The sequence below is a fragment of the Salibaculum griseiflavum genome, from assembly GCF_003129565.1.
Classification (GTDB): Bacteria; Pseudomonadota; Alphaproteobacteria; order Rhodobacterales; family Rhodobacteraceae; genus Salibaculum; species Salibaculum griseiflavum.
This window is the reverse complement of sequence record NZ_QETF01000004.1, coordinates 208,976-229,387: the sequence shown is the minus strand read 5'-3', so window position 1 is coordinate 229,387 and position 20,412 is coordinate 208,976. Positions and strand designations below refer to the sequence as shown.

Annotated in this window: 23 protein-coding genes; 14 read left to right on the top strand and 9 right to left on the bottom strand. The window is 64.0% G+C overall.

The features are described from left to right. Window positions 1-30 precede the first annotated feature (30 nt). Both DFK10_RS16430 and DFK10_RS05870 read left to right on the top strand, forming a co-directional pair. The gene (locus DFK10_RS16430; protein WP_217810072.1) at window positions 31-198 is read left to right on the top strand and encodes a hypothetical protein; all 168 of its coding nucleotides are present in this window, start codon (window positions 31-33) and stop codon (window positions 196-198) included. Between the two features lie 375 nt (window positions 199-573). After that, window positions 574-1,257 carry a Hint domain-containing protein gene (locus tag DFK10_RS05870; protein WP_235866771.1) on the top strand — a complete coding sequence of 228 codons (684 nt, stop codon included), beginning with the start codon at window positions 574-576 and terminating at the stop codon, window positions 1,255-1,257. Window positions 1,258-1,272: 15 nt separating this feature from the next. Here the strand turns inward: DFK10_RS05870 and DFK10_RS05865 are convergent, their stop codons facing one another. Continuing rightward, window positions 1,273-1,773: an Lrp/AsnC family transcriptional regulator gene (locus DFK10_RS05865; protein ID WP_109387657.1), complete on the bottom strand. Its 501-nt coding sequence runs from the start codon at window positions 1,771-1,773 to the stop codon at window positions 1,273-1,275. Window positions 1,774-1,954: 181 nt separating this feature from the next. Between DFK10_RS05865 and trxB the strand changes: the two genes are divergently transcribed. After that, window positions 1,955-2,944 carry a thioredoxin-disulfide reductase gene (trxB, locus tag DFK10_RS05860; RefSeq protein ID WP_109387560.1) on the top strand — a complete coding sequence of 330 codons (990 nt, stop codon included), beginning with the start codon at window positions 1,955-1,957 and terminating at the stop codon, window positions 2,942-2,944. Window positions 2,945-3,090: 146 nt separating this feature from the next. Next, on the top strand, window positions 3,091-5,169 hold the full coding sequence (locus tag DFK10_RS05855; RefSeq protein ID WP_109387558.1) for a bifunctional sulfate adenylyltransferase/adenylylsulfate kinase: 2,079 nt from the start codon (window positions 3,091-3,093) through the stop codon (window positions 5,167-5,169). Window positions 5,170-5,270: 101 nt separating this feature from the next. Here DFK10_RS05855 and DFK10_RS05850 read toward each other — a convergent pair whose 3' ends face one another. Further along, complete coding sequence (locus DFK10_RS05850; protein ID WP_109387556.1) at window positions 5,271-6,311, bottom strand: succinylglutamate desuccinylase/aspartoacylase family protein; 1,041 nt, start codon at window positions 6,309-6,311, stop codon at window positions 5,271-5,273. A gap of 92 nt (window positions 6,312-6,403) precedes the next feature. Here DFK10_RS05850 and DFK10_RS05845 point away from each other — a divergent pair, with 92 nt between their 5' ends. Further along, window positions 6,404-7,060, top strand: a complete 657-nt coding sequence (locus DFK10_RS05845; RefSeq protein ID WP_109387554.1) for a hypothetical protein — start codon at window positions 6,404-6,406, stop codon at window positions 7,058-7,060. A gap of 25 nt (window positions 7,061-7,085) precedes the next feature. On the opposite strand, the gene DFK10_RS05840 is transcribed toward DFK10_RS05845, so the two are convergent. Further along, window positions 7,086-7,310 (bottom strand): DUF1150 family protein, encoded by a 225-nt coding sequence (locus DFK10_RS05840; protein ID WP_109387552.1) that lies wholly within the window; start codon window positions 7,308-7,310, stop codon window positions 7,086-7,088. A 3-nt stretch (window positions 7,311-7,313) separates the two neighbouring features. Beyond that, window positions 7,314-7,727, bottom strand: coding sequence for an Hsp20 family protein (locus tag DFK10_RS05835; protein WP_109387550.1), 414 nt, complete (start codon window positions 7,725-7,727; stop codon window positions 7,314-7,316). Window positions 7,728-7,910: 183 nt separating this feature from the next. On the opposite strand from DFK10_RS05835, the gene DFK10_RS05830 reads away from it, so the two are divergent. The 3 genes from DFK10_RS05830 (at window position 7,911) to DFK10_RS05820 (ending at window position 9,758) form a co-directional block, all read left to right on the top strand. After that, complete coding sequence (locus DFK10_RS05830; RefSeq protein ID WP_109387548.1) at window positions 7,911-8,129, top strand: YdcH family protein; 219 nt, start codon at window positions 7,911-7,913, stop codon at window positions 8,127-8,129. Window positions 8,130-8,203: 74 nt separating this feature from the next. Then, window positions 8,204-8,692, top strand: coding sequence for a 5-(carboxyamino)imidazole ribonucleotide mutase (gene purE / locus DFK10_RS05825; protein ID WP_109387546.1), 489 nt, complete (start codon window positions 8,204-8,206; stop codon window positions 8,690-8,692). Beyond that, complete coding sequence (locus DFK10_RS05820) at window positions 8,685-9,758, top strand: 5-(carboxyamino)imidazole ribonucleotide synthase (RefSeq protein ID WP_109387544.1); 1,074 nt, start codon at window positions 8,685-8,687, stop codon at window positions 9,756-9,758. The genes purE and DFK10_RS05820 overlap by 8 nt, the downstream gene beginning before the upstream one ends. 42 nt (window positions 9,759-9,800) lie before the next feature. On the opposite strand, the gene DFK10_RS05815 is transcribed toward DFK10_RS05820, so the two are convergent. Further along, window positions 9,801-10,520 carry an alpha/beta fold hydrolase gene (locus tag DFK10_RS05815; protein WP_109387542.1) on the bottom strand — a complete coding sequence of 240 codons (720 nt, stop codon included), beginning with the start codon at window positions 10,518-10,520 and terminating at the stop codon, window positions 9,801-9,803. A gap of 79 nt (window positions 10,521-10,599) precedes the next feature. Here DFK10_RS05815 and DFK10_RS05810 point away from each other — a divergent pair, with 79 nt between their 5' ends. Continuing rightward, window positions 10,600-11,046, top strand: a complete 447-nt coding sequence (locus DFK10_RS05810; protein ID WP_109387655.1) for an NUDIX domain-containing protein — start codon at window positions 10,600-10,602, stop codon at window positions 11,044-11,046. A gap of 100 nt (window positions 11,047-11,146) precedes the next feature. Here DFK10_RS05810 and groL read toward each other — a convergent pair whose 3' ends face one another. Both groL and groES read right to left on the bottom strand, forming a co-directional pair. Beyond that, complete coding sequence (groL, locus tag DFK10_RS05805) at window positions 11,147-12,793, bottom strand: chaperonin GroEL (protein ID WP_109387540.1); 1,647 nt, start codon at window positions 12,791-12,793, stop codon at window positions 11,147-11,149. Between the two features lie 49 nt (window positions 12,794-12,842). Next, window positions 12,843-13,130 carry a co-chaperone GroES gene (groES, locus tag DFK10_RS05800; RefSeq protein ID WP_109387538.1) on the bottom strand — a complete coding sequence of 96 codons (288 nt, stop codon included), beginning with the start codon at window positions 13,128-13,130 and terminating at the stop codon, window positions 12,843-12,845. A 245-nt stretch (window positions 13,131-13,375) separates the two neighbouring features. On the opposite strand from groES, the gene DFK10_RS05795 reads away from it, so the two are divergent. Together DFK10_RS05795 and DFK10_RS05790 are read left to right on the top strand one after the other, a co-directional pair. Continuing rightward, a complete protein-coding gene (locus DFK10_RS05795) occupies window positions 13,376-14,365 on the top strand; it encodes a TraB/GumN family protein (RefSeq protein WP_217810071.1) in 990 nt (329 codons plus the stop codon). Window positions 14,366-14,589: 224 nt separating this feature from the next. Continuing rightward, window positions 14,590-15,783 carry a glycine cleavage T C-terminal barrel domain-containing protein gene (locus DFK10_RS05790; protein ID WP_217810070.1) on the top strand — a complete coding sequence of 398 codons (1,194 nt, stop codon included), beginning with the start codon at window positions 14,590-14,592 and terminating at the stop codon, window positions 15,781-15,783. Between the two features lie 15 nt (window positions 15,784-15,798). On the opposite strand, the gene DFK10_RS05785 is transcribed toward DFK10_RS05790, so the two are convergent. Beyond that, window positions 15,799-16,464 carry a DUF2161 domain-containing phosphodiesterase gene (locus DFK10_RS05785; protein WP_235866770.1) on the bottom strand — a complete coding sequence of 222 codons (666 nt, stop codon included), beginning with the start codon at window positions 16,462-16,464 and terminating at the stop codon, window positions 15,799-15,801. A 92-nt stretch (window positions 16,465-16,556) separates the two neighbouring features. Here DFK10_RS05785 and DFK10_RS05780 point away from each other — a divergent pair, with 92 nt between their 5' ends. Together DFK10_RS05780 and DFK10_RS05775 are read left to right on the top strand one after the other, a co-directional pair. Then, on the top strand, window positions 16,557-17,477 hold the full coding sequence (locus tag DFK10_RS05780; RefSeq protein ID WP_109387530.1) for a manganese-dependent inorganic pyrophosphatase: 921 nt from the start codon (window positions 16,557-16,559) through the stop codon (window positions 17,475-17,477). A gap of 99 nt (window positions 17,478-17,576) precedes the next feature. Continuing rightward, a complete protein-coding gene (locus DFK10_RS05775) occupies window positions 17,577-18,041 on the top strand; it encodes a GNAT family N-acetyltransferase (protein WP_217810069.1) in 465 nt (154 codons plus the stop codon). Window positions 18,042-18,121: 80 nt separating this feature from the next. On the opposite strand, the gene DFK10_RS05770 is transcribed toward DFK10_RS05775, so the two are convergent. Beyond that, on the bottom strand, window positions 18,122-19,375 hold the full coding sequence (locus tag DFK10_RS05770; RefSeq protein WP_109387528.1) for an aminopeptidase: 1,254 nt from the start codon (window positions 19,373-19,375) through the stop codon (window positions 18,122-18,124). Between the two features lie 128 nt (window positions 19,376-19,503). Between DFK10_RS05770 and DFK10_RS05765 the strand changes: the two genes are divergently transcribed. After that, on the top strand, window positions 19,504-20,376 hold the full coding sequence (locus DFK10_RS05765; RefSeq protein WP_109387526.1) for a TIGR01459 family HAD-type hydrolase: 873 nt from the start codon (window positions 19,504-19,506) through the stop codon (window positions 20,374-20,376). Window positions 20,377-20,412 lie beyond the last annotated feature (36 nt).

Here is a 20,412-nt window from a genome sequence, read left to right as displayed (position 1 = left end):
CAACAAACCAGCTTTCACGAGGACAAGACCATGAAGATCAAGACGCGCTGGATCAACGGCATCATCGAAGAAGCCGACAAATGCACCACCCGGATGCCCTGGGAGCGCGGATTGCGCCGGCAGGCCTTCATCGCCAGTCGCAAGGCCGCTGCCGCCCTGCGCGAGACCGAAACGCGAACCCCGCGCCCCGCAGCCTGATCACCCACGACACGATTCGCCGCAGCGGGCGCAAAGCCCGCTCTCCCGGCTCTTGAATTATGGCACTATTCTCCACGCCCGGCGAACAATCGTCGGGCGTTTTGCGTATTGGACACCGGAAATGGGCGAAAACGGGCCAATTGCATCGGAAGATTGACGAAACTGCACGTCGCGCGCCATTTTCTTCCAAACAGCAACGTTCCTCAGATGTTGTCGGTGGGGGCCGACAGATGATGTGACCAACCGCAAGGTGATCGCATGCGACGGACCCCGCATTTGGCTGCTGGCCTCGCAGCCGACCCGAAGACCCCTCCGGCCCACCCGACGGACCGGATCGCTCGACCAGACGGACAACCTTGGCGCAGCCCGCCTCTCATGCGCCGCTACGAGGTTGTCCATCTGCTCTCCAACGGTGACATTGACGAGTTCAACCGGATCGCCCCCGCGATTCCGGCCTTCGAAGATGGCTTCGCGTCGCTGGCGCGCGGCTGCCTGCTGACCACCGACCGTGGCACCGTCGCGATCGAGGACATCCTGCCCGGTGACAAGGTCAAGACCGTGACCAACGGCTTCCAGACCGTCCGGTGGCGCGGATCCATAACCATTATGCCGCCCAAGCGGGCCTCTGAGGAAACCGCCAGCACCTTGACCCGGATCTCGGCGGACGCGCTGGGGATCGGCCGCCCAATGCCCGACCTACTTCTAGGACCATCGGCGCGGCTCTACCATCGCACCCCGGCCATCGAGCGGTTCACCGGCCATGGCGCGGCCTTCGTCCCGGCCAGGGATTTCATAGACGGCAACGTCATTTTCGAAGTTGCACCGCCCAGCCCCGTCCCGGTTTTCCAACTTGGCTTTGCCCGGCATGAACGGATCGTGGCCAATGGCGTGGAACTGGACAGCTATAACCCCGGTGTCAGGCACACCCTGGGCCTGCGCGGTGACCTTCTGGACCTCTATCTCGGCCTGTTCCCGCAGGTCGATAGCTTGGACGATTTCGGCCTCTTGCTGCATCCGCGCATGTCCCTGCGCGATATCGACCTCTTCGACGTCGCCTGACTCACCACCGGGCGATCAGGCCTCTTGGGCCAACCTGGCCTCAAGCACGTCGAACGGCACGCCCGGGTCATCCTTGGCGCCGCGGATCACCAGCGAGGTCTTCACACTCGCCACGTTCTCGGCGGCGGTCAGCTCCTCGGTCAGGAAGGTCTGGAAAGACCGCAGGTCCGGGGCCACGCATTTCAGGATGAAATCCACCTCGCCATTGAGCATGTGGCACTCTCGCACGAGGGGCCATCCAGCGCATTTCTCCTCGAAGGCGGACAGGTCCTTTTCGGCTTGGCTGACAAGCCCGACCATCGCGAAGACCTGCACCTCGAACCCAAGCTCGCGGGCATCCACATCGGCATGATAGCCGCGTATGAAACCCTGTTCCTCCAGGGTGCGGACACGGCGCAGGCAGGGCGGCGCCGAAATACCCACACGCTTGGCCAACTCGACATTGGTCATACGGCCGTCGGCCTGCAATTCGGCAAGGATCTTGCGGTCGATCTCGTCCAGACGGGTGCCGGGCATGGGCGTGCGGTCCTCTTCGCGGGTGATTTGCCAGACCATACGCCTCGCCCCCGATGGACGCAATAATCTTTCGCTTGGGCGCAAGATCGTTTCACATGCCGTCTTGCGGCCATCTGCCCCTTTCGCCCGGCTGCACAGCGGCCTATATCGGAGGCCGCACCAAGTTCGAGGGGAAGTCGCCATGGCCGAGCAACGCCGCACCAAAGTTCTGATCATCGGCTCGGGGCCGGCGGGGTATACTGCCGGGGTCTATGCCAGCCGCGCCATGCTGGAACCGATCCTTGTTCAGGGGATCGAACCCGGCGGCCAGTTGACCACGACCACGGATGTCGAAAACTGGCCCGGCGAGACCGAGATCCAGGGCCCCGACCTGATGGTGAACATGGAAGCTCACGCCAAGGCGATGGGCACCGAGATCATCGGCGACATCATCACCTCGATCAATTTCGACCAGCGCCCCTTCGTCTGCCAGTCGGACAGCGGCACCGAATACGTGGCCGATGCAATCATCCTCGCCACCGGCGCACGGGCCAAATGGCTGGGTCTGCCCTCGGAAGAGAAGTTCAAGGGCTTCGGCGTCTCGGCCTGTGCGACCTGCGACGGTTTCTTCTATCGCGGACAAGAGATTGCCGTGATCGGCGGCGGGAATACTGCCGTGGAAGAGGCGCTGTTCCTGACCAATTTCGCGTCGAAGGTGACGCTGATCCATCGCCGCGACGAATTGCGGTCCGAAAAGATCCTGCAAGACCGCCTGTTCAAGAACCCCAAGGTCGAGATCATGTGGGACCATCAGCTGGAAGAGGTCTATGGCGCGGACAACCCGTTGGGCGTTGAAGGCATCAAGGTGAAGCATGTCAAAACCGGCGAAATGACCGACCTGCCCGTCAAAGGGGTTTTCGTGGCCATTGGTCACGCGCCGGCAAACGAATTGGTCAAAGACGTGCTGGAAACCCATATGGGCGGCTATGTCGTGACCAAGCCCGACAGCACCGAAACCAGCATTCCGGGCATTTATGCCGCGGGCGACCTGACCGACCACAAATATCGCCAGGCGGTGACATCCGCAGGCATGGGATGCATGGCCGCGCTCGAGGCCGAACGCTGGCTGGCCGAGCAGGAAGACGCGGGCGAGCCCGAACCGGCCGCAGCCAACGAGCCCGAAAGCGCCTGACCACGGCGCCTTGGTGCAACAGGTGTGTATCGCCGCCTGTTGCGCCAGACACACAACGCACTGTTTCCATGGGCAGACCAAGTTTGTTCTTGCGTGAACAAACTTTTCCGCTATGCGTTCACGCGTGAACGAAATGCGAGTCCCCCATGGCCCCCTCGCCCGCCAAGACCGCCTCTGAGCAAGAGGACCAGATGTTCCGGCTGCTGCGGCAGCTGGACAGCGCGCCCGATGCGTCGCAGCGGGTGACGGCAGCGGCCATCGGCGTATCTCTGGGGCGGCTCAATGCCCTGCTCAAACAGGCCACGGAAACCGGCCTCGTCAAGATCACCGACCGCAACGGCCCGGACAAGCGTGCCCGCTTTGCCTATGCCATCACCGCGCGTGGCGCGGCCGAGAAGAACCGCCTGACCGACAAGGTCCTGGCAAGAAAATTCGCCGAATACGACGCCCTTCATGCCGAATTGACCGGAGCGTCATCCACACTTGTTCCGATCAAACACAGGACAGAACTCATGCAGAACAACCTTGCCCCCATTCCCGAACTCTACGTGTCCTATGACAGTGCGCAGAAGCTCAAGGTCGAAGCCGCCGACCTGACCAGCTGGGATCTCAGCCCGCGCCAGATCTGCGACCTGGAGCTGCTGATGAATGGCGGGTTCAACCCGCTCAAGGGGTTCCTGTCGGAAGAGGATTACAACGGCGTGGTCGAGAACATGCGCCTGGCCGACGGCACGCTCTGGCCGATGCCGGTTACGCTGGACGTGTCCGAGGATTTTGCCGACAGCATCGAGATCGGCCAAGACATCGCGCTGCGCGACCAGGAAGGCGTGATCCTTGGCACCATGACCGTCACCGACCGCTGGACGCCGAACAAGGCACGCGAAGCGGAAAAGGTCTTCGGCGCCGATGACCTGGCCCACCCGGCGGTGAACTACCTGCACCACAGCGCAGGCAACGTGTACCTGGGCGGCCCCGTCACCGGCATCCAGCAGCCTGTCCACTACGACTTCCGCGGTCGCCGCGACACGCCCAACGAGCTGCGCGCGCTGTTCCGCAAGCTGGGCTGGCGCCGCGTCGTTGCCTTCCAGACGCGCAACCCGCTGCACCGCGCGCACCAGGAACTGACCTTCCGCGCCGCGAAAGAGGCCCAGGCCAACCTGCTGATCCACCCAGTCGTGGGCATGACCAAGCCCGGCGATGTGGACCACTTCACCCGCGTGCGCTGCTACGAGGCGGTGCTGGACAAATATCCGTCCTCCACCACCACCATGTCGCTGCTGAACCTGGCCATGCGCATGGCCGGCCCGCGCGAGGCGGTCTGGCACGGCATCATCCGCCGCAACCACGGTTGCACCCACATGATCGTGGGCCGCGACCACGCCGGCCCCGGCAAGAACTCGGCGGGCGAGGATTTCTATGGCCCCTATGACGCGCAGGATCTGTTCCGCGAACACCAGGAAGAAATCGGCATCGAAATGGTCGACTTCAAGCACATGGTCTACGTGCAGGAACGCGCCCAGTATGAACCTGCCGACGAGATCGCGGACAAGGATGACGTGACGATCCTGAACATTTCCGGCACAGAGCTGCGCCGCCGCCTGGCCGAGGGATTGGAGATTCCCGAATGGTTCTCCTTCCCCGAGGTCGTGCGAGAGCTGCGCCGCACCCGTCCGCCACGCTCCAAGCAGGGCTTCACCGTGTTCTTCACCGGCTTCTCCGGCTCGGGCAAGTCGACCATTGCCAACGCGCTTATGGTCAAGCTGATGGAGATGGGCGGGCGACCGGTGACGCTGCTGGATGGGGATATCGTGCGCAAGAACCTCAGCTCCGAGCTGGGCTTTTCCAAGGAACATCGCGACCTCAACATCAAGCGCATCGGCTACGTCGCCTCGGAGATCACCAAGAACGGCGGCATTGCCATCTGCGCGCCCATTGCGCCCTATGCGGCCACCCGCCGGCACGTGCGCGAGGAAATCGAGCAGTTCGGCGCGTTCATCGAAGTGCACGTCGCGACCTCGATCGAGGAATGTGAACGCCGGGACCGCAAGGGGCTCTACAAGTTGGCGCGCGAGGGCAAGATCAAGGAATTCACCGGGATCTCGGACCCTTACGATGTGCCCGAGAACCCCGAGCTGCGCGTCGAAACCGAGAATGTCGAGGTCGACAACTGCGCTCACCAGGTGATCCTCAAGCTGGAAAGCATGGGCTTGATCGCCGGGAACTGAGGCGCGCCCGGAACGAGGCCCCCGCGGGAAACCCGGCGGGGGCTTTTCTCTTGGCGGCCCAATGGCGCACCTGCGCTGGCCTGGCCGCCTTGCGTTCCAGCCTAGATGATTTCGTCCTCGTCGAAGAGCGGCGAGCTTTCCAGCTGGCTGGCCAGTTCCTCGACCGTATCGGCCGCGCGGGCATGGGGCGCCTCTGCGATATGGAACAGGGCATCGCCTTCGTTCACGACGGGCAGCACCGCCCGCCCGATCACCACACCGGAACTGGGGGCGATCACCTCGGTCTCGACCTCTCCGAACGGGTCCGAAACAGCGGCAATCACGTCGCCCTCCTCGACCACGTCGCCATCGCCGCGATAACTGCGCAAGAGGCCACCTGCAGGAGCGCGGACCCAAGTGCTCGAGCTCGAAAAGAGCGGCTTTCGGCGCGCCTTGGCAATGCCCTTGGCCGGGAGCATGTCCATGGACCGCAACACCCGCAGGATACCCGCCACCCCGGCCCGTGCGGCCATCTCATCAAAGCGCAGCCCTTCGCCCGCCTCGTAGAGCAGCACGTCGATCCCGGCACGTTGCGCCTCGGCGCGCAGCGATCCGTCCCGCAGCGGCGAGGACAGCACGACAGGTGCGCCGAAGGCTTCGGCCAGGGCAACCATGCGTTCGCTTCCGGGGTTGATGCGCACCTGTGGCAGGTTGGTGCGATGCACCGCCGCCGAATGCAGGTCGATCCCCAGGTCGCAGCGCTTGACCACGCTGTCGAGGAAGATCTCGGCCAGCCGCGAGGCCAGCGACCCCCGCGCATACCCCGGGAAACAGCGGTTCAGATCGCGCCGATCCGGCAGGTAGCGCGACCGGTTCTGGAAGCCGAAGGTGTTGACGATCGGCACAACCATCAATGTCCCGCGCAGCTTGTCCAGCAGGGGGGACTGGAGAAGACGGCGGCAGATCTCCACGCCCATCACCTCGTCACCATGGACGGCAGCACTGACGAAAACGGTTGGCCCCTTGCGGCGGCCGTGGATGACATGCACCGACAGGTTGACCGGCGTGTGATCCGACAGAAGGCTGACCGGCAGTTCCACCGTCTTACGTGCCCCCGGCGCGACCTGATCCCCGTTGAGCTTGAACCCCTTGCGCTTTGCCATGCCGGCCCCTTTCCTTGCGGGTCCAGAAAAGGCAAAACGCGGGCCTTGGCAACCCCTTGCGCCTCGGTGCGCCCCTTGGAAGGTTCCGGAACATGCTGACCGTGGCCCTGACCTCCATACCGCCCCGTTTCGCGGGGCTTGGGCCGACGCTGGAAAGCCTGCTGGCGCAATCCGGCGTGGGCCGTGTGGTGCTGACCCTGCCGCGCGTATACGATCGGTTCCCCGGCCCGGTGACGCCCCCGCCCCTGCCATCCGGGGTCGATCTGCACTGGAGCGATACCGACCTCGGACCGGCCACCAAGGTTCTGCCGCTGGCCGCGACTCTGCCCGCTCACGCCCCGTTCCTGTTCTGCGACGATGACTGGGCATATGGCCCCGGCTGGGCGGCTGGCTTCGCGGCGGCCCATGCGGGCGACCCCGCCACGGCCCTCGCGGCACAACCCTTTGACGCTACCCGCATAGGCCGTTCGCATGGGACCATCGTGCAGGGATACGCGGGCGTGCTGGTGACGCCGGCGATGCTGGCGCCGCTCACACCCCCGCCTTCGCGATTTCGGCCGGTCGATGATATCTGGCTGTCGGCCCTGATCGCGGCCAATGGGGTGCCGGTTCGACCCCTGCCGGACCTGCGGGCGCTGGCGCGCCCCACGGGAAACGAGGCCGCCCCACTTCAGGAAAATGGAAGCCGCGCAACCCTCAACCGGGACTGCGCGGCTTATTGTGCCAAGCGCTTCGGAATCTGGCGCTAGGATCGGGTTTCAAAAACCGATGCGTCTAGTGCACCGTCACGGGTGTCATGTTGTGCTGGCGCGCCAACACGAAGGCCAGCGACCGGTTCGCCACCAGCGCCAATTGCTGGCCATCGCTGTCATGGACCGCATAGACCTGTTCGATCCCGCCCGATTGCTCGCGCACCTCTTCGGGAAGGTCCGCGACGGCCACCGGTTTGACATAGACGATCCGCTCGCCCGTGCCCTCGAAATCATACTTGGTGTTCATGGCTCAACTCCTCCGAATATTGATCGTTTGAACGACGCTTTCGGGCACGGACCGGGTCAGGTCCACGTGCAGCAGTCCGTTTTCCATCACGGCCTCGCCCACATCGACACCGTCCGCCAGCACGAACGACCGCTGAAACTGCCGCGCCGCGATGCCTCGATGCAGGAAGATGCGGCCCTCACCGTCATCCGATTGCTTGCCCCGGATCACCAGCTGGTTGTCCTCCAGCGTGATCGACAGGTCTTCCTCGGAGAACCCGGCCACGGCCAGAGTGATCCGATACGAAGTCTCGGAGGTCTGTTCGATATTATACGGGGGGTAGCCGTCATTGCCGGATTTGGCGGTGCGCTCCACCAGCCGTTCCAGCTGTTCAAATCCCAGAAGGAACGGATGCGTTCCCAAAGCCAGTTTCGTCATGCGTCATGCCCTTTTGCTAAGCGACATATTGTTGTGTGGACCCCGATAGCGGCGGTCCCTCGGGAAAAATATGGGGGGACGGCCCCGCCCATGCAAGGCCCTTGGCAACGGGTTTTGCTTTGAAAACGGGGGCTCAACGCGTATCTTGAGGCCAGTGAGTCACTCCAAGCATCGGAATCGCCCATGAACAGCTCTGCCCGCATGGAACAACGGGAAGTCCTGCGTGTCGAACTGGAAGTCCTGCGCCGCGAACACCGCGACCTGGACGAGGCGATTCATGCGCTTCAGGACAACGGCAAGGGTGACATGTTCACCATCAAGCGTCTGAAAAAGCAGAAACTTGTCCTCAAGGACAAGATCGCCCAGATCGAAGATCGGCTGTTTCCCGACATCATCGCCTGACCACCCGACCCGGCGATTGCACCACCAGCAGACATGGCTATAGTGCCGCTTTCCTTGGCAAGAGGGGCCAGAACATGACCCAAGCACGCGTCGGCATCATCATGGGCAGCCAGTCCGACTGGCCCACCATGCGCGAGGCTGCCGAAGTCCTGGACGAACTGGGCGTCGATTTCGAGAAAAAGATCGTCTCGGCCCATCGCACGCCCGACCGACTTTGGGATTACGGCAAGACGGCGGTTGATCGCGGCCTTCAGGTGATCATCGCGGGCGCCGGGGGTGCCGCGCACCTGCCGGGCATGATGGCCTCCAAGACCCGAGTGCCGGTGATCGGCGTTCCGGTCCAGACCAAGGCGCTGTCCGGTGTCGACAGCCTCTATTCCATCCTGCAGATGCCACGCGGTTTTCCCGTGGCGACCATGGCGATCGGCGCGGCGGGGGCGAAGAATGCCGGGCTTATGGCCGCGGGAATCCTCGCCCTGCAAGACCCGTCCCTCGCCACGCGGCTCGATGCCTGGCGCACCGCCCTGTCCAACTCCATTCCCGACGAGCCCAGCGATGACTGACCCCCTGCAAACCGGCGCGACCATCGGCATTCTCGGCGGCGGCCAACTGGGCCGCATGCTGTCGGTTGCGGCGTCACGTCTTGGTCTGAAGACCCACATTTACGAGCCCGGCGCCAACCCGCCCGCGGCCGATGTCGCCCATGCCTGCACCACCGCCAGCTACGACGACGAGGCCGCCTTGCGCGCCTTTGCCGAGGCGGTCGACGTGATCACCTATGAATTCGAGAACATCCCCACCTCGGCCCTGGACCTTCTGGAACCCCTGAAACCGATCCGCCCGGGCCGCCGGGCACTGGCCGTGTCCCAGGATCGGCTGGTGGAAAAGGCCTTCCTGAGCGAACAGGGCCTGGGCACAGCCCCCTTCGCCGCAGTCGACGACGAGGTCGACCTGGCCGAGGCCATCGAAGAGATCGGCACACCCGCGATCCTGAAGACCCGGCGTTTGGGCTATGATGGCAAGGGGCAAGCGCGCATCATGGCCCCCGAGGATGCCGAGGCCGCGCTGGCTGACATGGCCGGGGCACCTGCGATCCTCGAAGGATTCATCGAATTCACCCGCGAGGTTTCCGTGATCGGGGCCCGGGGCCTTGACGGGTCGGTCGCCTGTTTCGATCCGGGCGAGAACATCCATCGCGACGGCATCCTGCACAGCACGACGGTTCCGGCCACCCTGTCGCCCGCCCAGCGCAGCGACGCGGTGCTGATCGCCGCCAAGATTCTCAACGCCCTGGATTATGTCGGCGTCATGGGTGTTGAACTGTTCGTCACGCCCAAGGGCCTTCTGGTGAACGAGATCGCCCCGCGTGTGCATAATTCCGGCCATTGGACGCAGAATGGCTGTCTGATCGACCAGTTCGAACAGCATATCCGCGCCGTGGCGGGCTGGCCGCTGGGCGACGGATCACGCCATGCCAATGTGATGACGGAAAACCTGATCGGCGCAGACGTGGCCCGCGTGGGCGAACTGGCCGGGACCAACACGGCGATCCACCTCTATGGCAAGGCCGAGGTCAAGCCGGGTCGCAAGATGGGCCACATCAACCGCATCACGGGTCCCGCCAGCTGACGGCATTTTCTGGGTTTTCGTCTTCTCTGGGCGTTGCCGAATTCAGTCCCAGCCGAACAGCACCGACCGCAGCGTCAACTCGCGGTCGAACCGACCGGTTTCCAGAAAGGCCTGCACCTGGGCCATGACCAACGGATTGTTCATCATGAAGGTATGGGTGACAGGCAGCACGATATGATCGTCCATCCCCTCGATCCGGGTGGACGCGACAGAAACCTTGCCGTCATCGACCCCCTCGATCACGTTGGAATAGATCGGGTTCAGCGTGCGGCTGCCGGCGATGATCCCCAGCTCGAAATCCGGCAGCGGCAGCGCCTCGGGGACCCCGTCGGTCGCCAGTTCCAGCCCCGCCGGACCGTTGACCCAACGAAACGGCTCGAAATCGCCGAATACGTCCACCAGTTCGGAGCCATGGTTCGGCGGCCCCAGCATGACCACACGGCCAAGGTTCCCCGGCCTGTGGTCGGCCAGCCAGGCCCGCACCAGGATCCCCCCCATGGAATGGGTGACGAAATGCACCGTCTTTTCGCCGCATTGCGCAACCTGTTGCGGCAGGGTGGCCGAGACCAATTCACCGATGCTGGCCTTGGTCGAGGGGTATCCCTCGTTGATGACCTGATAGCCCTCGTCTTCAAGGATTTCCTGCAAGGCGAGAAATGAGGTTTCGGTCCGCGCCAGCCCGTGCAGCAGCACGACGCAATCCGCCGCCCGGGCAGGCAGCGGCGCCAACAGGACAAGGACACTCAGAATCGCGGCGCGCATACCGTTTCATATAGGCATCGTCGCGTTGCGCAACAGGTCGCGCTTGCCTTACCTTGGGTCCCTTGCCAGTCTCGCCGCCATGACACGCCCTGTCCGCCTTGCCGTTCGCGGCATCCTTCTGAAGGATGACAAGCTGCTTCTCGTCAATGCCTATGCCGGGCGAGGCGACCTGTGGTGCGCCCCCGGCGGGGGGGTTGATCCGCACCGGAGCCTGCCCGAGAACCTGGCCCGCGAGATTCACGAGGAGACCGGCCTGACGGTCGAGGTGGGTGCCCCTTGCCTGGTCAATGAGTTCCACGACCCCAACGGCAGCTTTCACCAAGTGGATATCTATTTCCGATGCAGGCTGCTTTCGGGCGAATTGCGCGCGGATTGGCACGACCCGGAAGGGGTGGTCAGCTTGCGCCGTTGGGTGACCCGGTCGGAACTGGCCGGACTGCGCGTCAAGCCCGATAGTCTCGCTGCAGTGGCCTGGGAAGACGCCGACGCCTCCACTTATGATCCGCTGGAGCCGATCCTTCGCTAGGTGGCACGAAGCACGCCCCCCTGCCGGATACGAGAAAAGGGCGCCCGAAAGGCGCCCTTTTCCATAATTCCGAAGTTGAATTCCTTGCGGAATTGACGACTTACATCATGCCGCCCATGCCGCCCATGTCGGGCATGCCACCGCCGGCACCCCCGGCGCCTTCCTTGGCCGGCTTGTCAGCGACCATGGCTTCGGTGGTGATCAGCAGACCGGCAACGGACGAGGCGTCCTGAAGCGCGGTGCGGGCGACCTTGGCAGGGTCGATCACGCCGAACTTGAACATGTCGCCATATTCGTCGGTCTGGGCGTTGTAGCCAAAGGCCTTGTCGTCGGATTCGCGGATCTTGCCAGCCACGACAGAGCCATCGACACCGGCGTTTTCAGCGATCTGGCGCAGCGGTGCCTCGAGCGCCTTGCGCACGATGTTGATGCCGTTGTTCTGATCGCTGTTGGCGCCTTCCAGCCCGTCGAGCGCCTTGGCGCCCTGAACCAGGGACACGCCGCCGCCGACAACGATGCCTTCCTGAACGGCCGCACGGGTCGCGTTCAGCGCGTCATCGACACGGTCCTTGCGCTCTTTCACTTCGACTTCGGTCATGCCACCGACGCGAATGACGGCAACACCGCCGGCCAGTTTGGCCACGCGTTCCTGCAGCTTCTCGCGGTCGTAGTCGCTGGTGGTTTCCTCGATCTGGTTGCGGATCTGGGCCACGCGGGCTTCGATCTCGGCCTTGTCGCCAGCGCCATCGACGATGGTGGTTTCGTCCTTGGAGATGTCGATCTTCTTGGCCGAACCCAGCATGTCCATGGTGACATTTTCCAGCTTCATGCCGAGGTCTTCGGAAATGACCTGGCCGCCCGTCAGGATGGCGATATCCTGCAGCATGGCCTTGCGGCGATCACCGAAGCCCGGAGCCTTGACGGCAGCGATCTTCAGGCCGCCACGCAGCTTGTTGACCACGAGGGTGGCCAGGGCTTCGCCCTCGACATCCTCGGCAATGATCAGCAGCGGCTTCTGCGACTGGATCACCTGCTCAAGCAGCGGAACCATCGGCTGAAGGCTGGACAGCTTCTTCTCGTGCAGCAGCACCAGGCAGTCTTCCAGCTCGGCAACCATCTTGTCGGAATTGGTCACGAAGTAGGGCGACAGGTAGCCACGGTCGAACTGCATGCCCTCGACCACCTCGGTCTCGGTCACGAGGCCCTTGTTTTCCTCGACGGTGATCACGCCGTCATTGCCGACCTTCTGCATCGCGTCCGCGATCATCTGGCCGATCTCGGCTTCGCCGTTGGCGGAAACGGTGCCGACCTGGGCGACTTCGTCTGAGTTCTCGACCTTGCGGGCCGCGGCCTTGATCGCTTCGACGACCTTGGTGGTGGCCAGGTCGATGCCGCGCTTGAGGTCCATCGGGTTCATGCCGGCCGCAACGGCCTTCATGCCTTCCTTGACGATGGCCTGGGCCAGAACGGTGGCGGTGGTGGTGCCGTCGCCGGCCTCGTCATTGGTGCGGCTGGCCACTTCCTTGACCATCTGGGCGCCCATGTTCTCGAACTTGTCTTCCAGTTCGATTTCCTTGGCGACCGAAACACCGTCCTTGGTGATGCGCGGAGCGCCGAAGGACTTTTCCAGAACCACGTTGCGGCCTTTGGGGCCAAGGGTCACTTTAACGGCATCGGCCAGCACGTTCACGCCGCGCAGCATGCCGTTGCGGGCTTCGGTGTCGAATTTGACGTCTTTTGCGGACATTGTCGCGTTCCTCGTCTTTCTTGGTTGTTATCGGGGGAAAGGGTCAGCCTCAGGCGATAACGCCGAGGATGTCGCTTTCCTTCATGATGAGCAGCTCTTCGCCGTCGACGGTGATCTCGGTGCCGGACCACTTGCCGAACAGGATGCGGTCGCCTTCGGCAACGTCCATCGCGATGCGGTCACCATCATCGTCGCGGGCACCCGCGCCAACGGCCACAACCTGGCCCTCGGCCGGCTTTTCCTTGGCGCTGTCGGGGATGATCAGGCCGCCGGCGGTTTTTTCGTCACTTTCCACGCGGCGCACCAGCACCCGGTCATGAAGCGGTTTGAAAGCCATTTCAGTAGCTCCTCAGCTTGACTTGTTCTCGTTCGACCCTGTTGGGGCCGTTAGCACTCACCCTTTGTGAGTGCTAACGGCGGAGAAGTAGGCAAGCGCAGCGGCGCTGTCAACGGGCGGGGCAGACAAAAATGCGCGGCGGCCGTGGCAGCGGGATAAGGCGATCATCCCGGGCGCGCGGGCGGTTCCCAGCCCCGTTTGGCTGCACTAAGGTGACCGGGAACCGCGTATCTATGGAAAGCCCGATGTTGCGTCCAGTCCTTGGTATGATTTTCGCGCTCCTGTCCGGCGCGGCCGCCGCAGAATGCGCCGGCCCCGGCCTTGAATCGCGGCTCGACCCGTCCGAGATCGCTCGAATCGAAACACTCGTCGCCGAGACCCCCTTCGCCGAGGGTTTGGTTTGGCACGCCGAACGGGACGGGGCCGAACTGACCCTCTTGGGCACGATCCACCTGCCCGACCCGCGCCTGGGCCTGGTTCTGCACGAGGTGCGTGGGCGGCTGGACCGCGCAGATCTGCTGCTGGTCGAGGCTACGGCCGAGGACCAGCTTGCGCTTCAGGCCCATATTGCCGGTGATCCGACGCAATTCACGATCACCGAAGGCCCCAACCTTATCGACCGCTTGGACCCTGAAACATGGCAGGCCGTATCCCGCGCCGCCGAGGCCCGTGGCGTGCCGCCCTTCATGGCGGCGCGGATGCAGCCGTGGTTTCTGTCCATGACCCTGGCCATGCCACCCTGCGCCGCCTTCGCGATGGCCGAAGGTCAGGCGGGGCTCGACAACCTGATCCTGTCCGAGCTGGACGACCGCATCGAAATCCGCGCGCTGGAGGATTGGCGCGTGGTGCTGGACCTCCTGCGCCAAGGCAGTTTCGAGGAGCAGCTCGAGGCCCTGCGCGTCGGTCTGATGGATCCCGCGGTGATGGATGCTCTGGTCGTGTCCATGCTGGAGGGCTATTTCGAGCGTCGTCCGGCCTATAGCTGGCACATCAACCGCGCCGCCGGCGGTTTTGCGCCGGGGCTCGGCGCCGAGGCCTTCGAGGCCCAGATGCAAGAGATGGAACAAACCCTGCTGTTCGACCGCAACCGCGACTGGATCCCGGTGATCGAGGCCGCGGCGCGCGAACATGACAAAGTCTTCGTGGCCTTCGGTGCCGCCCACCTGATCGGCGAGAAGGGGGTGCTTGCCCTGTTGCAGGACAACGGGTGGGCCCTGACGCGGCTGGACGACTGACCGGACGGCACCGGCAGGCCCGAACACGAAATCGTGGCTGGACGGTAACGCCTTGACCACGAGGCCTTTCGGGACGCCGCCGAGTCCCCCCGCCTTCAAGAGCCCGGCACAGATGACCACCTTGGTGACAGGAGGAACCAATACCCGGAGGTCGCACCATGCAACCCGTTTCCAGCCGCACAGTCCCGCATAATCCACGTCAGAGCGGCGCCCCGCGCGTTGATATGCTGATCAGCACCCGCGTCCGCAAATCCCCGTTCTGGCACAAATCCGTCGAACACGGTGTGCGTGCCGCGTCGATCTACAACCGCATGTATCATCCGCGCCTCTATTTCTCCCAGGAAGAGGGGGGCGTGCTGGGCGAATACGAGCACCTGACCCGGCATGTGACGCTCTGGAACGTGGCGGTTGAACGTCAGATCCGCATCAAGGGCCCGGACGCGACCGGTTTTGTCGATTACCTTGTGACCCGGTCGATGACCGGCGACAAGGAGCTCGCGCCGGGCAAGGCCCGCTATGTGGTGCTGTGCAACCGGCATGGCGGTATCGTCAACGACCCGGTCCTGCTGCGCCTCGCCGAGGATGAATACTGGATGTCGATCTCGGATTCCGACGTGGCGCTCTGGGCGCAGGGCGTGAATGTCGAGGGTCGCTTCGATGTCGAGGTGGGCGAGCTCGATGTCGCCCCGGTTCAGCTTCAGGGACCCGACAGCGCCGCCGTGCTGAAGGATGCCGGCGTCGAAACCGTGGACGAGATGAAATTCTTCAACCTGCTCGAGACGACGCTGTTCGGATGTGACGTCGTCATCTCGAAAACCGGCTTTTCCGGCGAAGAGGGGTTCGAGATATACCTGCGCAACGCCACCCGCGACGCTGATGCGCTTTGGGACGGGCTTGTCGCCGTGGGCGAGCCCTATTTCCTGCGCGTGATCGCCCCCAACCACATCAGCCGCATCGAGGCCGGCATCCTGTCCTACGGCCAGGACATGGACCTGGAAACCTCGCCGTTCGAGGTGGGGCTGGACTGGCAGGTGGATCTCGACAAGCCCGACTTCATCGGCAAGGCGGCGTTGCAACGGATCGCCACGCGCGGCGTGGAGCGCAAGTTGATCGGTCTGGTTTTCGGCGGGCGCCGGGTTGATTGGTACAACGCGGATTTCTGGCCGGTTCTGGACGCGGACAGCCAGGAACCGATCGGCCATGTCACATCGGCTTTCTACTCGCCCGGCCTGGGGGCGAACATCGCCTTTGCGCGGGTGCCCGCGGACCGTGCCGAACCGGGCCAGCCGCTGCTGGTCAAGGAACCCGCCTCGGTCGAACCGGTTTCAGCCGAGACCCGCGCCACTCCGTTTTCCATGCCCCGTCGGGGGTTGAACCGGCCGGTCGGCATGGGTGGAGTGCCCGGCGCCGAGACATGATCGGATTGGGCGGCGCTACTCAGCCCCCCAATCGGCCAGCCCTGCCCGACCGGCCGTGGTCAGGCCATAGACACCCCGCTCGACCCGCTCGAACCAGCCGTAATGGTTGTCGGCCATGATCCGGGTGGCGCCTGGCACCTCGGTCCATTCCGCGACCACGGCCCCGCGCGACGGGCCATGCACGGCCAGGAACCGGGCGCAGGCCAGGGCATCCTGCCGATAGCCCGTCACGATGCCATGCCGCGTCGCCCCGCCCGCATTGGGATCGCCCCGCAGCCGGTCGAAGTCGCGCAACAGCCGCGCCGCCTTCTTTTTGGATTTGCGCGGGCGGAACGGACCGGGATCGGCCATGACCTCTACAAATCCGTCACGAGGCCGCACGAAGATCACGCCCAGCCCCAGCATCCGCGCCAGTTTCACGTTTTCCTTCGCAGCCCGCTTGGGCTTTGGCACCGCGACATAGACAAGGTCCGATACGGCCTGTCGGGCAATCGCCTGGTGAAACAGCGCCAGAGAAAACCCCGTTTTCAACTCGACGATCACCGGTTCTTCGTCGCCGCGCCGCGCCACCACGTCCGCAGCCCCGACCTCGCCCTTGACCTCGTAGCCCTGCGCCTCGAGATGGGCCTTCACCGGGGGGTAAAGATCGCTCTCACGCATGGCCGGGCGGTCTTGTGCCATCCGCATGCCAGCCCTGACACTGTGTCACGTGACAGTCCAAACCATCCCCCCTATAAGGCCCGCAAATTCACCTGAACCACGGGCTTTCAATAATGACCACACTCGTTTTCGGCCACAAGGCCCCCGATACCGACTCCACAGGCTCGCCGCTGATCTGGGCCTGGTACCTGACGCAGGTCAAAGGCCAGGATGCCAAGGCCGTCCTGCTGGGCCAGCCCAACACCGAGGCCGCCTTTGTTCTGAACCGCTGGGGCTATGAGATGCCCGAGATCATCGAGGACGTGGCCGACGACCAACCCTGCGTCGTCGTCGATACCAACAACCCCGCCGAACTGCCCGCCAATATCAACGGCGCGGACGTGCAGGCGATCATCGACCATCACAAGCTGGTCGGCGGGCTGGAAACCAAAGGGCCGATCAACATCACCATCCGTCCGCTGGCCTGCACCGCCACCATCATGCACAACCTGATGGGGCCGAATGCAGACAAGCTGACCGACCCGGTCAAAGGGCTGATGCTGTCCTGCATCCTCTCCGACACGCTGGAATTCCGCAGCCCGACCACGACCGAGCAGGACAAGGCGCTGGCCGAACAGCTGGCCGCCGATCTGGGTCTGAACCTGACCGATTACGCCGCCGAGATGTTCGCGGCCAAGTCCGACGTTTCGGCCTTTTCCGACGCCGAGCTGATCCGCATGGACTCCAAGGAATACGAAGTCTCCGGCACCAAGTTCCGCGTCTCGGTTCTGGAAACCACTGCGCCCGAGATCCCGCTGGGCCGCAAGGACAGCCTGATGGCCTCCATGAAGGACGTGGCCGCCGAGGATGGCGTGGACGAGGTGCTGCTGTTCGTCGTCGACATCCTGCGCGAAGAGGCAACGCTGCTGGTGCCCAACGACACCGTCAAGACCGTGGCCGAGAAGAGCTTTGGCGCCAATGTCGACGGCGACACCGTCGTGCTGCCCGGCGTCATGTCGCGCAAGAAGCAGATCATCCCGAACCTGGCGCTGTAAACCGCGCCTGCCGGTTCAGCCCCCGTCGCGCCACCGCGCGGCGGGGGTTTTTCTTTTCTGCACGCCCGGGCATTGTCTATGCCTTGGAAAGGGTCCGTCATGCAGCATTCATCCGACTTCAAACCGCACGCCACAGCCATCGCCCAGATGTTCGAAGAAGCCTTCAGCACGTCCGAAGGCCCCGAAGAGGGCGCGCTGATCGGCAAGCTGGCGCGCGACATGCTGTCCGACACGCCGGATACCGATCTGCATGTCTACACCACCTGGGACGGCGCAACCCTGGCCGGCGCGATCATCTTTTCGCGCCTGCATGTGCCCAACGATCACCGGAGCGTTTTCCTGCTGGCCCCGGTGGCCGTGGCCCCGGATCAACAAGGCCAGGGTGTCGGGCAATCCCTGCTGCAATACGGCCTGTCCGAAATGCGGCGCGAGGGTGCAGACGTGGCCGTAACCTATGGCGACCCGGTCTATTACGGCAAGGTCGGCTTCAAGCCCGTCACGACCGAAACCGTTCCGGCCCACGGCCCCTGCAGATGCCCGAAGGTTGGCTGGCGCAATCCCTGAACGACGCGCCGCTGGATCCGATCAAGGGGCCGGCGCATTGCGCGGCGGCGATCGACGACCCCGCCTATTGGTGACGCGGCTCAGACCTCTTGCGCCCATTCGCCCTTGCGGAAGACCGGCACGCGGGTGCCGTCGGGCTTGATCCCGTCGATATCCGTCTCCGGCCCGCCGATCATCCAGTCCACATGGATCAGGCTCGCATTGCCGCCCCCCGCCTTGACCTTGTCGGGGTCGCTGGCGATCTCGTCCACGAAGCAATCGGAATAGCACTGGCCCTGCGCGATATGGCAGGCGGCATTCTCATCGTAGAGCGTGTTGAAGAACAGCAACCCCGATTGCGAAATGGGCGAACTGTGCGGCACCAGCGCCACCTCGCCCAGCCGCGCCGCGCCTTCGTCGGTGTCGATCAGCTTTTTCCAGGTCGCCTCACCCTCGCTGGCGCTTGCCTCGACGATGCGGCCATTTTCGAACCGGACCTCGATATTCTCGATGGGTGTGCCCTGATAGACCAGCGGCTTTGACGCGCGGGCAACGCCATCGACACGGTCCTTGTGCGGGGTCGTGAACACCTCTTCGGTGGGAATGTTCGGATTGCAGGTAATGCCGTTCTTGGCCTCGGACGCACCGCCCTTCCATTCATGGCCCTCGGCCAATCCGACGGTCAGGTCGGTGCCGCCGCCGGTAAAATGCAGCGCGCTGAAGCCTTCTGCGTTCAGCCATTCGGTGCGGGCACGCAGGCGGGCGTTGTGCGCCTGCCATTCCGCCACCGGATCGGCCCGGTCCACACGGGACGCGGCAAAGATCGCCTCGGCCAGCTTGGCCACGGCCTCATCCTCGGGCAGGTCGGGAAAGACCTGTTTCGCCCAGGCCCGCCCGGGGTAGCTGACGATGTTCCAGTTGATGTCGAAATTGGCGATCTTTTCCAGCGCCGGTTTGTAAGCAGTGGAATTGGCCTTTGACGCGCGCGATGTCTTGTCGGGGTCCTGCCCTTTCAGAAGCAGGGGGTTGTCCGCGGAAATCGCCAACCGCGCAGCGTTGTTAGCAAAGGCCTCGCCCATGCCCTTGTAAAGCCAGTCCGGCGCCGAGTCGAAAGCAACATCCGTTCCGTGTTCGAACCGGGCCAGCGTCACCGCCTCGTCCGACAGGATCGGCGTAACGTTCGCCGCCCCCGCGCGATAGGCCGCCGCCGCGATGCGCCGCACCAGCGGCAGCGCCTCGACAGGGGCCGTCAGCACAAGGTTCTGGCCGGGTTCCAGGCCCAGGCCGACCTGCACGGCCACCTCGGCCAGCTTGTCCAGCATCTTGGTATCGAAGGGCAGGTCTGCATCGGTCATTTCTGGGCCTCTTTTCCTTTGTGTTGCGCCATACTTATGAAGCCCACGCGCACAGTCCACCCCTGCCCCATTCACCCGGTGGCGAAAACGCGCTATCTGTCCGCGACCCTTGGCAGGAAAGCACCCCAATGACAGACATCATCCAGAGTTTCGCCGATATTTCCGACCGCTACGACGTGGCCTTCGTCGACCTGTGGGGCTGCATGCATAATGGCGTGCGGGCCTTTCCCGACGCGGTGGCGGCGATGCAAGGATTCCGCGCGCGCGGCGGCAAGGTCGTCCTGGTCACCAACGCCCCGCGCCCACGCGGCTCGGTCGAGGAACAGATCGGCAAGCTGGGCATTCCCGATGATGCCTGGGACAGCATCGCCACCAGCGGCGACAGCGCCCGCGCGGCCATGTTCCGGGGCGCGGTCGGCAACAAGGTGTGGTTCATGGGCGAGGGACGCGACCGGTCCTTCTTCGAGCCGCTGCACATCATCGAGAACCCGGAGGAGATCGAAGAGGTGCCGCTGGACCAGGCCGAGGGGATCGTCTGTTGCGGCCCCTTCGACCCGCATGCCGACCCGGCCGTGAACCGCCCACAATTCCTGTTTGCCAAGCAGAAAGGGCTGAAACTGCTTTGTGCCAATCCTGATATCGTGGTGGACCGGGGCGAAACCCGCGAATGGTGCGCAGGGGCGCTGGCCGCACTTTATACCGAGATGGGCGGCGAAAGCCTCTATTTCGGGAAGCCGCACCCACCGATCTATGACCTTGCCCGCCGGCGCTATGCCGCGCTGGACGGTGCAATCAGCGATCCGCGCATCATCGCCATCGGCGACGGGATTCGCACCGATATCCTCGGCGCCCAGCAAGAGGATATCGACAGCCTGTTCATCACCGGCGGCCTGGCAGCGGAAGAAACGAAAACCACCGTCGCACCGGATTCAGACGCCCTGAAGGCCCTTACGGAAAAGGAAATGGTGCATCCGACCCATGCAATGGGGTTTCTACGCTAGGGCAATTTGGCCCTTGATATTTCTGCGCTTGCGAAG

Excerpts from the sequence above, each read along its gene's own strand:
- trxB (WP_109387560.1), top strand. The coding sequence starts at position 1,955 with ATGGCCGAGCAACGCCGCACCAAAGTTCTGATCATCGGCTCGGGGCCG.
- DFK10_RS05840 (WP_109387552.1), bottom strand. The coding sequence starts at position 7,310 with ATGAACACCAAGTATGATTTCGAGGGCACGGGCGAGCGGATCGTCTAT.
- DFK10_RS05795 (WP_217810071.1), top strand. The coding sequence starts at position 13,376 with ATGTTGCGTCCAGTCCTTGGTATGATTTTCGCGCTCCTGTCCGGCGCG.
- DFK10_RS05865 (WP_109387657.1), bottom strand. The coding sequence starts at position 1,773 with ATGCCCGGCACCCGTCTGGACGAGATCGACCGCAAGATCCTTGCCGAA.
- DFK10_RS05835 (WP_109387550.1), bottom strand. The coding sequence starts at position 7,727 with ATGACGAAACTGGCTTTGGGAACGCATCCGTTCCTTCTGGGATTTGAA.
- DFK10_RS05785 (WP_235866770.1), bottom strand. The coding sequence starts at position 16,464 with ATGGCACAAGACCGCCCGGCCATGCGTGAGAGCGATCTTTACCCCCCG.
- DFK10_RS05830 (WP_109387548.1), top strand. The coding sequence starts at position 7,911 with ATGAACAGCTCTGCCCGCATGGAACAACGGGAAGTCCTGCGTGTCGAA.
- DFK10_RS05815 (WP_109387542.1), bottom strand. The coding sequence starts at position 10,520 with ATGCGCGCCGCGATTCTGAGTGTCCTTGTCCTGTTGGCGCCGCTGCCT.
- DFK10_RS05775 (WP_217810069.1), top strand. The coding sequence starts at position 17,577 with ATGCAGCATTCATCCGACTTCAAACCGCACGCCACAGCCATCGCCCAG.
- DFK10_RS05770 (WP_109387528.1), bottom strand. The coding sequence starts at position 19,375 with ATGACCGATGCAGACCTGCCCTTCGATACCAAGATGCTGGACAAGCTG.
- DFK10_RS05810 (WP_109387655.1), top strand. The coding sequence starts at position 10,600 with ATGACACGCCCTGTCCGCCTTGCCGTTCGCGGCATCCTTCTGAAGGAT.
- groL (WP_109387540.1), bottom strand. The coding sequence starts at position 12,793 with ATGTCCGCAAAAGACGTCAAATTCGACACCGAAGCCCGCAACGGCATG.
- DFK10_RS05845 (WP_109387554.1), top strand. The coding sequence starts at position 6,404 with ATGCTGACCGTGGCCCTGACCTCCATACCGCCCCGTTTCGCGGGGCTT.
- DFK10_RS05820 (WP_109387544.1), top strand. The coding sequence starts at position 8,685 with ATGACTGACCCCCTGCAAACCGGCGCGACCATCGGCATTCTCGGCGGC.
- purE (WP_109387546.1), top strand. The coding sequence starts at position 8,204 with ATGACCCAAGCACGCGTCGGCATCATCATGGGCAGCCAGTCCGACTGG.
- DFK10_RS05850 (WP_109387556.1), bottom strand. The coding sequence starts at position 6,311 with ATGGCAAAGCGCAAGGGGTTCAAGCTCAACGGGGATCAGGTCGCGCCG.
- DFK10_RS05855 (WP_109387558.1), top strand. The coding sequence starts at position 3,091 with ATGGCCCCCTCGCCCGCCAAGACCGCCTCTGAGCAAGAGGACCAGATG.
- DFK10_RS05780 (WP_109387530.1), top strand. The coding sequence starts at position 16,557 with ATGACCACACTCGTTTTCGGCCACAAGGCCCCCGATACCGACTCCACA.
- DFK10_RS16430 (WP_217810072.1), top strand. The coding sequence starts at position 31 with ATGAAGATCAAGACGCGCTGGATCAACGGCATCATCGAAGAAGCCGAC.
- DFK10_RS05870 (WP_235866771.1), top strand. The coding sequence starts at position 574 with ATGCGCCGCTACGAGGTTGTCCATCTGCTCTCCAACGGTGACATTGAC.
- DFK10_RS05790 (WP_217810070.1), top strand. The coding sequence starts at position 14,590 with ATGCTGATCAGCACCCGCGTCCGCAAATCCCCGTTCTGGCACAAATCC.
- groES (WP_109387538.1), bottom strand. The coding sequence starts at position 13,130 with ATGGCTTTCAAACCGCTTCATGACCGGGTGCTGGTGCGCCGCGTGGAA.
- DFK10_RS05765 (WP_109387526.1), top strand. The coding sequence starts at position 19,504 with ATGACAGACATCATCCAGAGTTTCGCCGATATTTCCGACCGCTACGAC.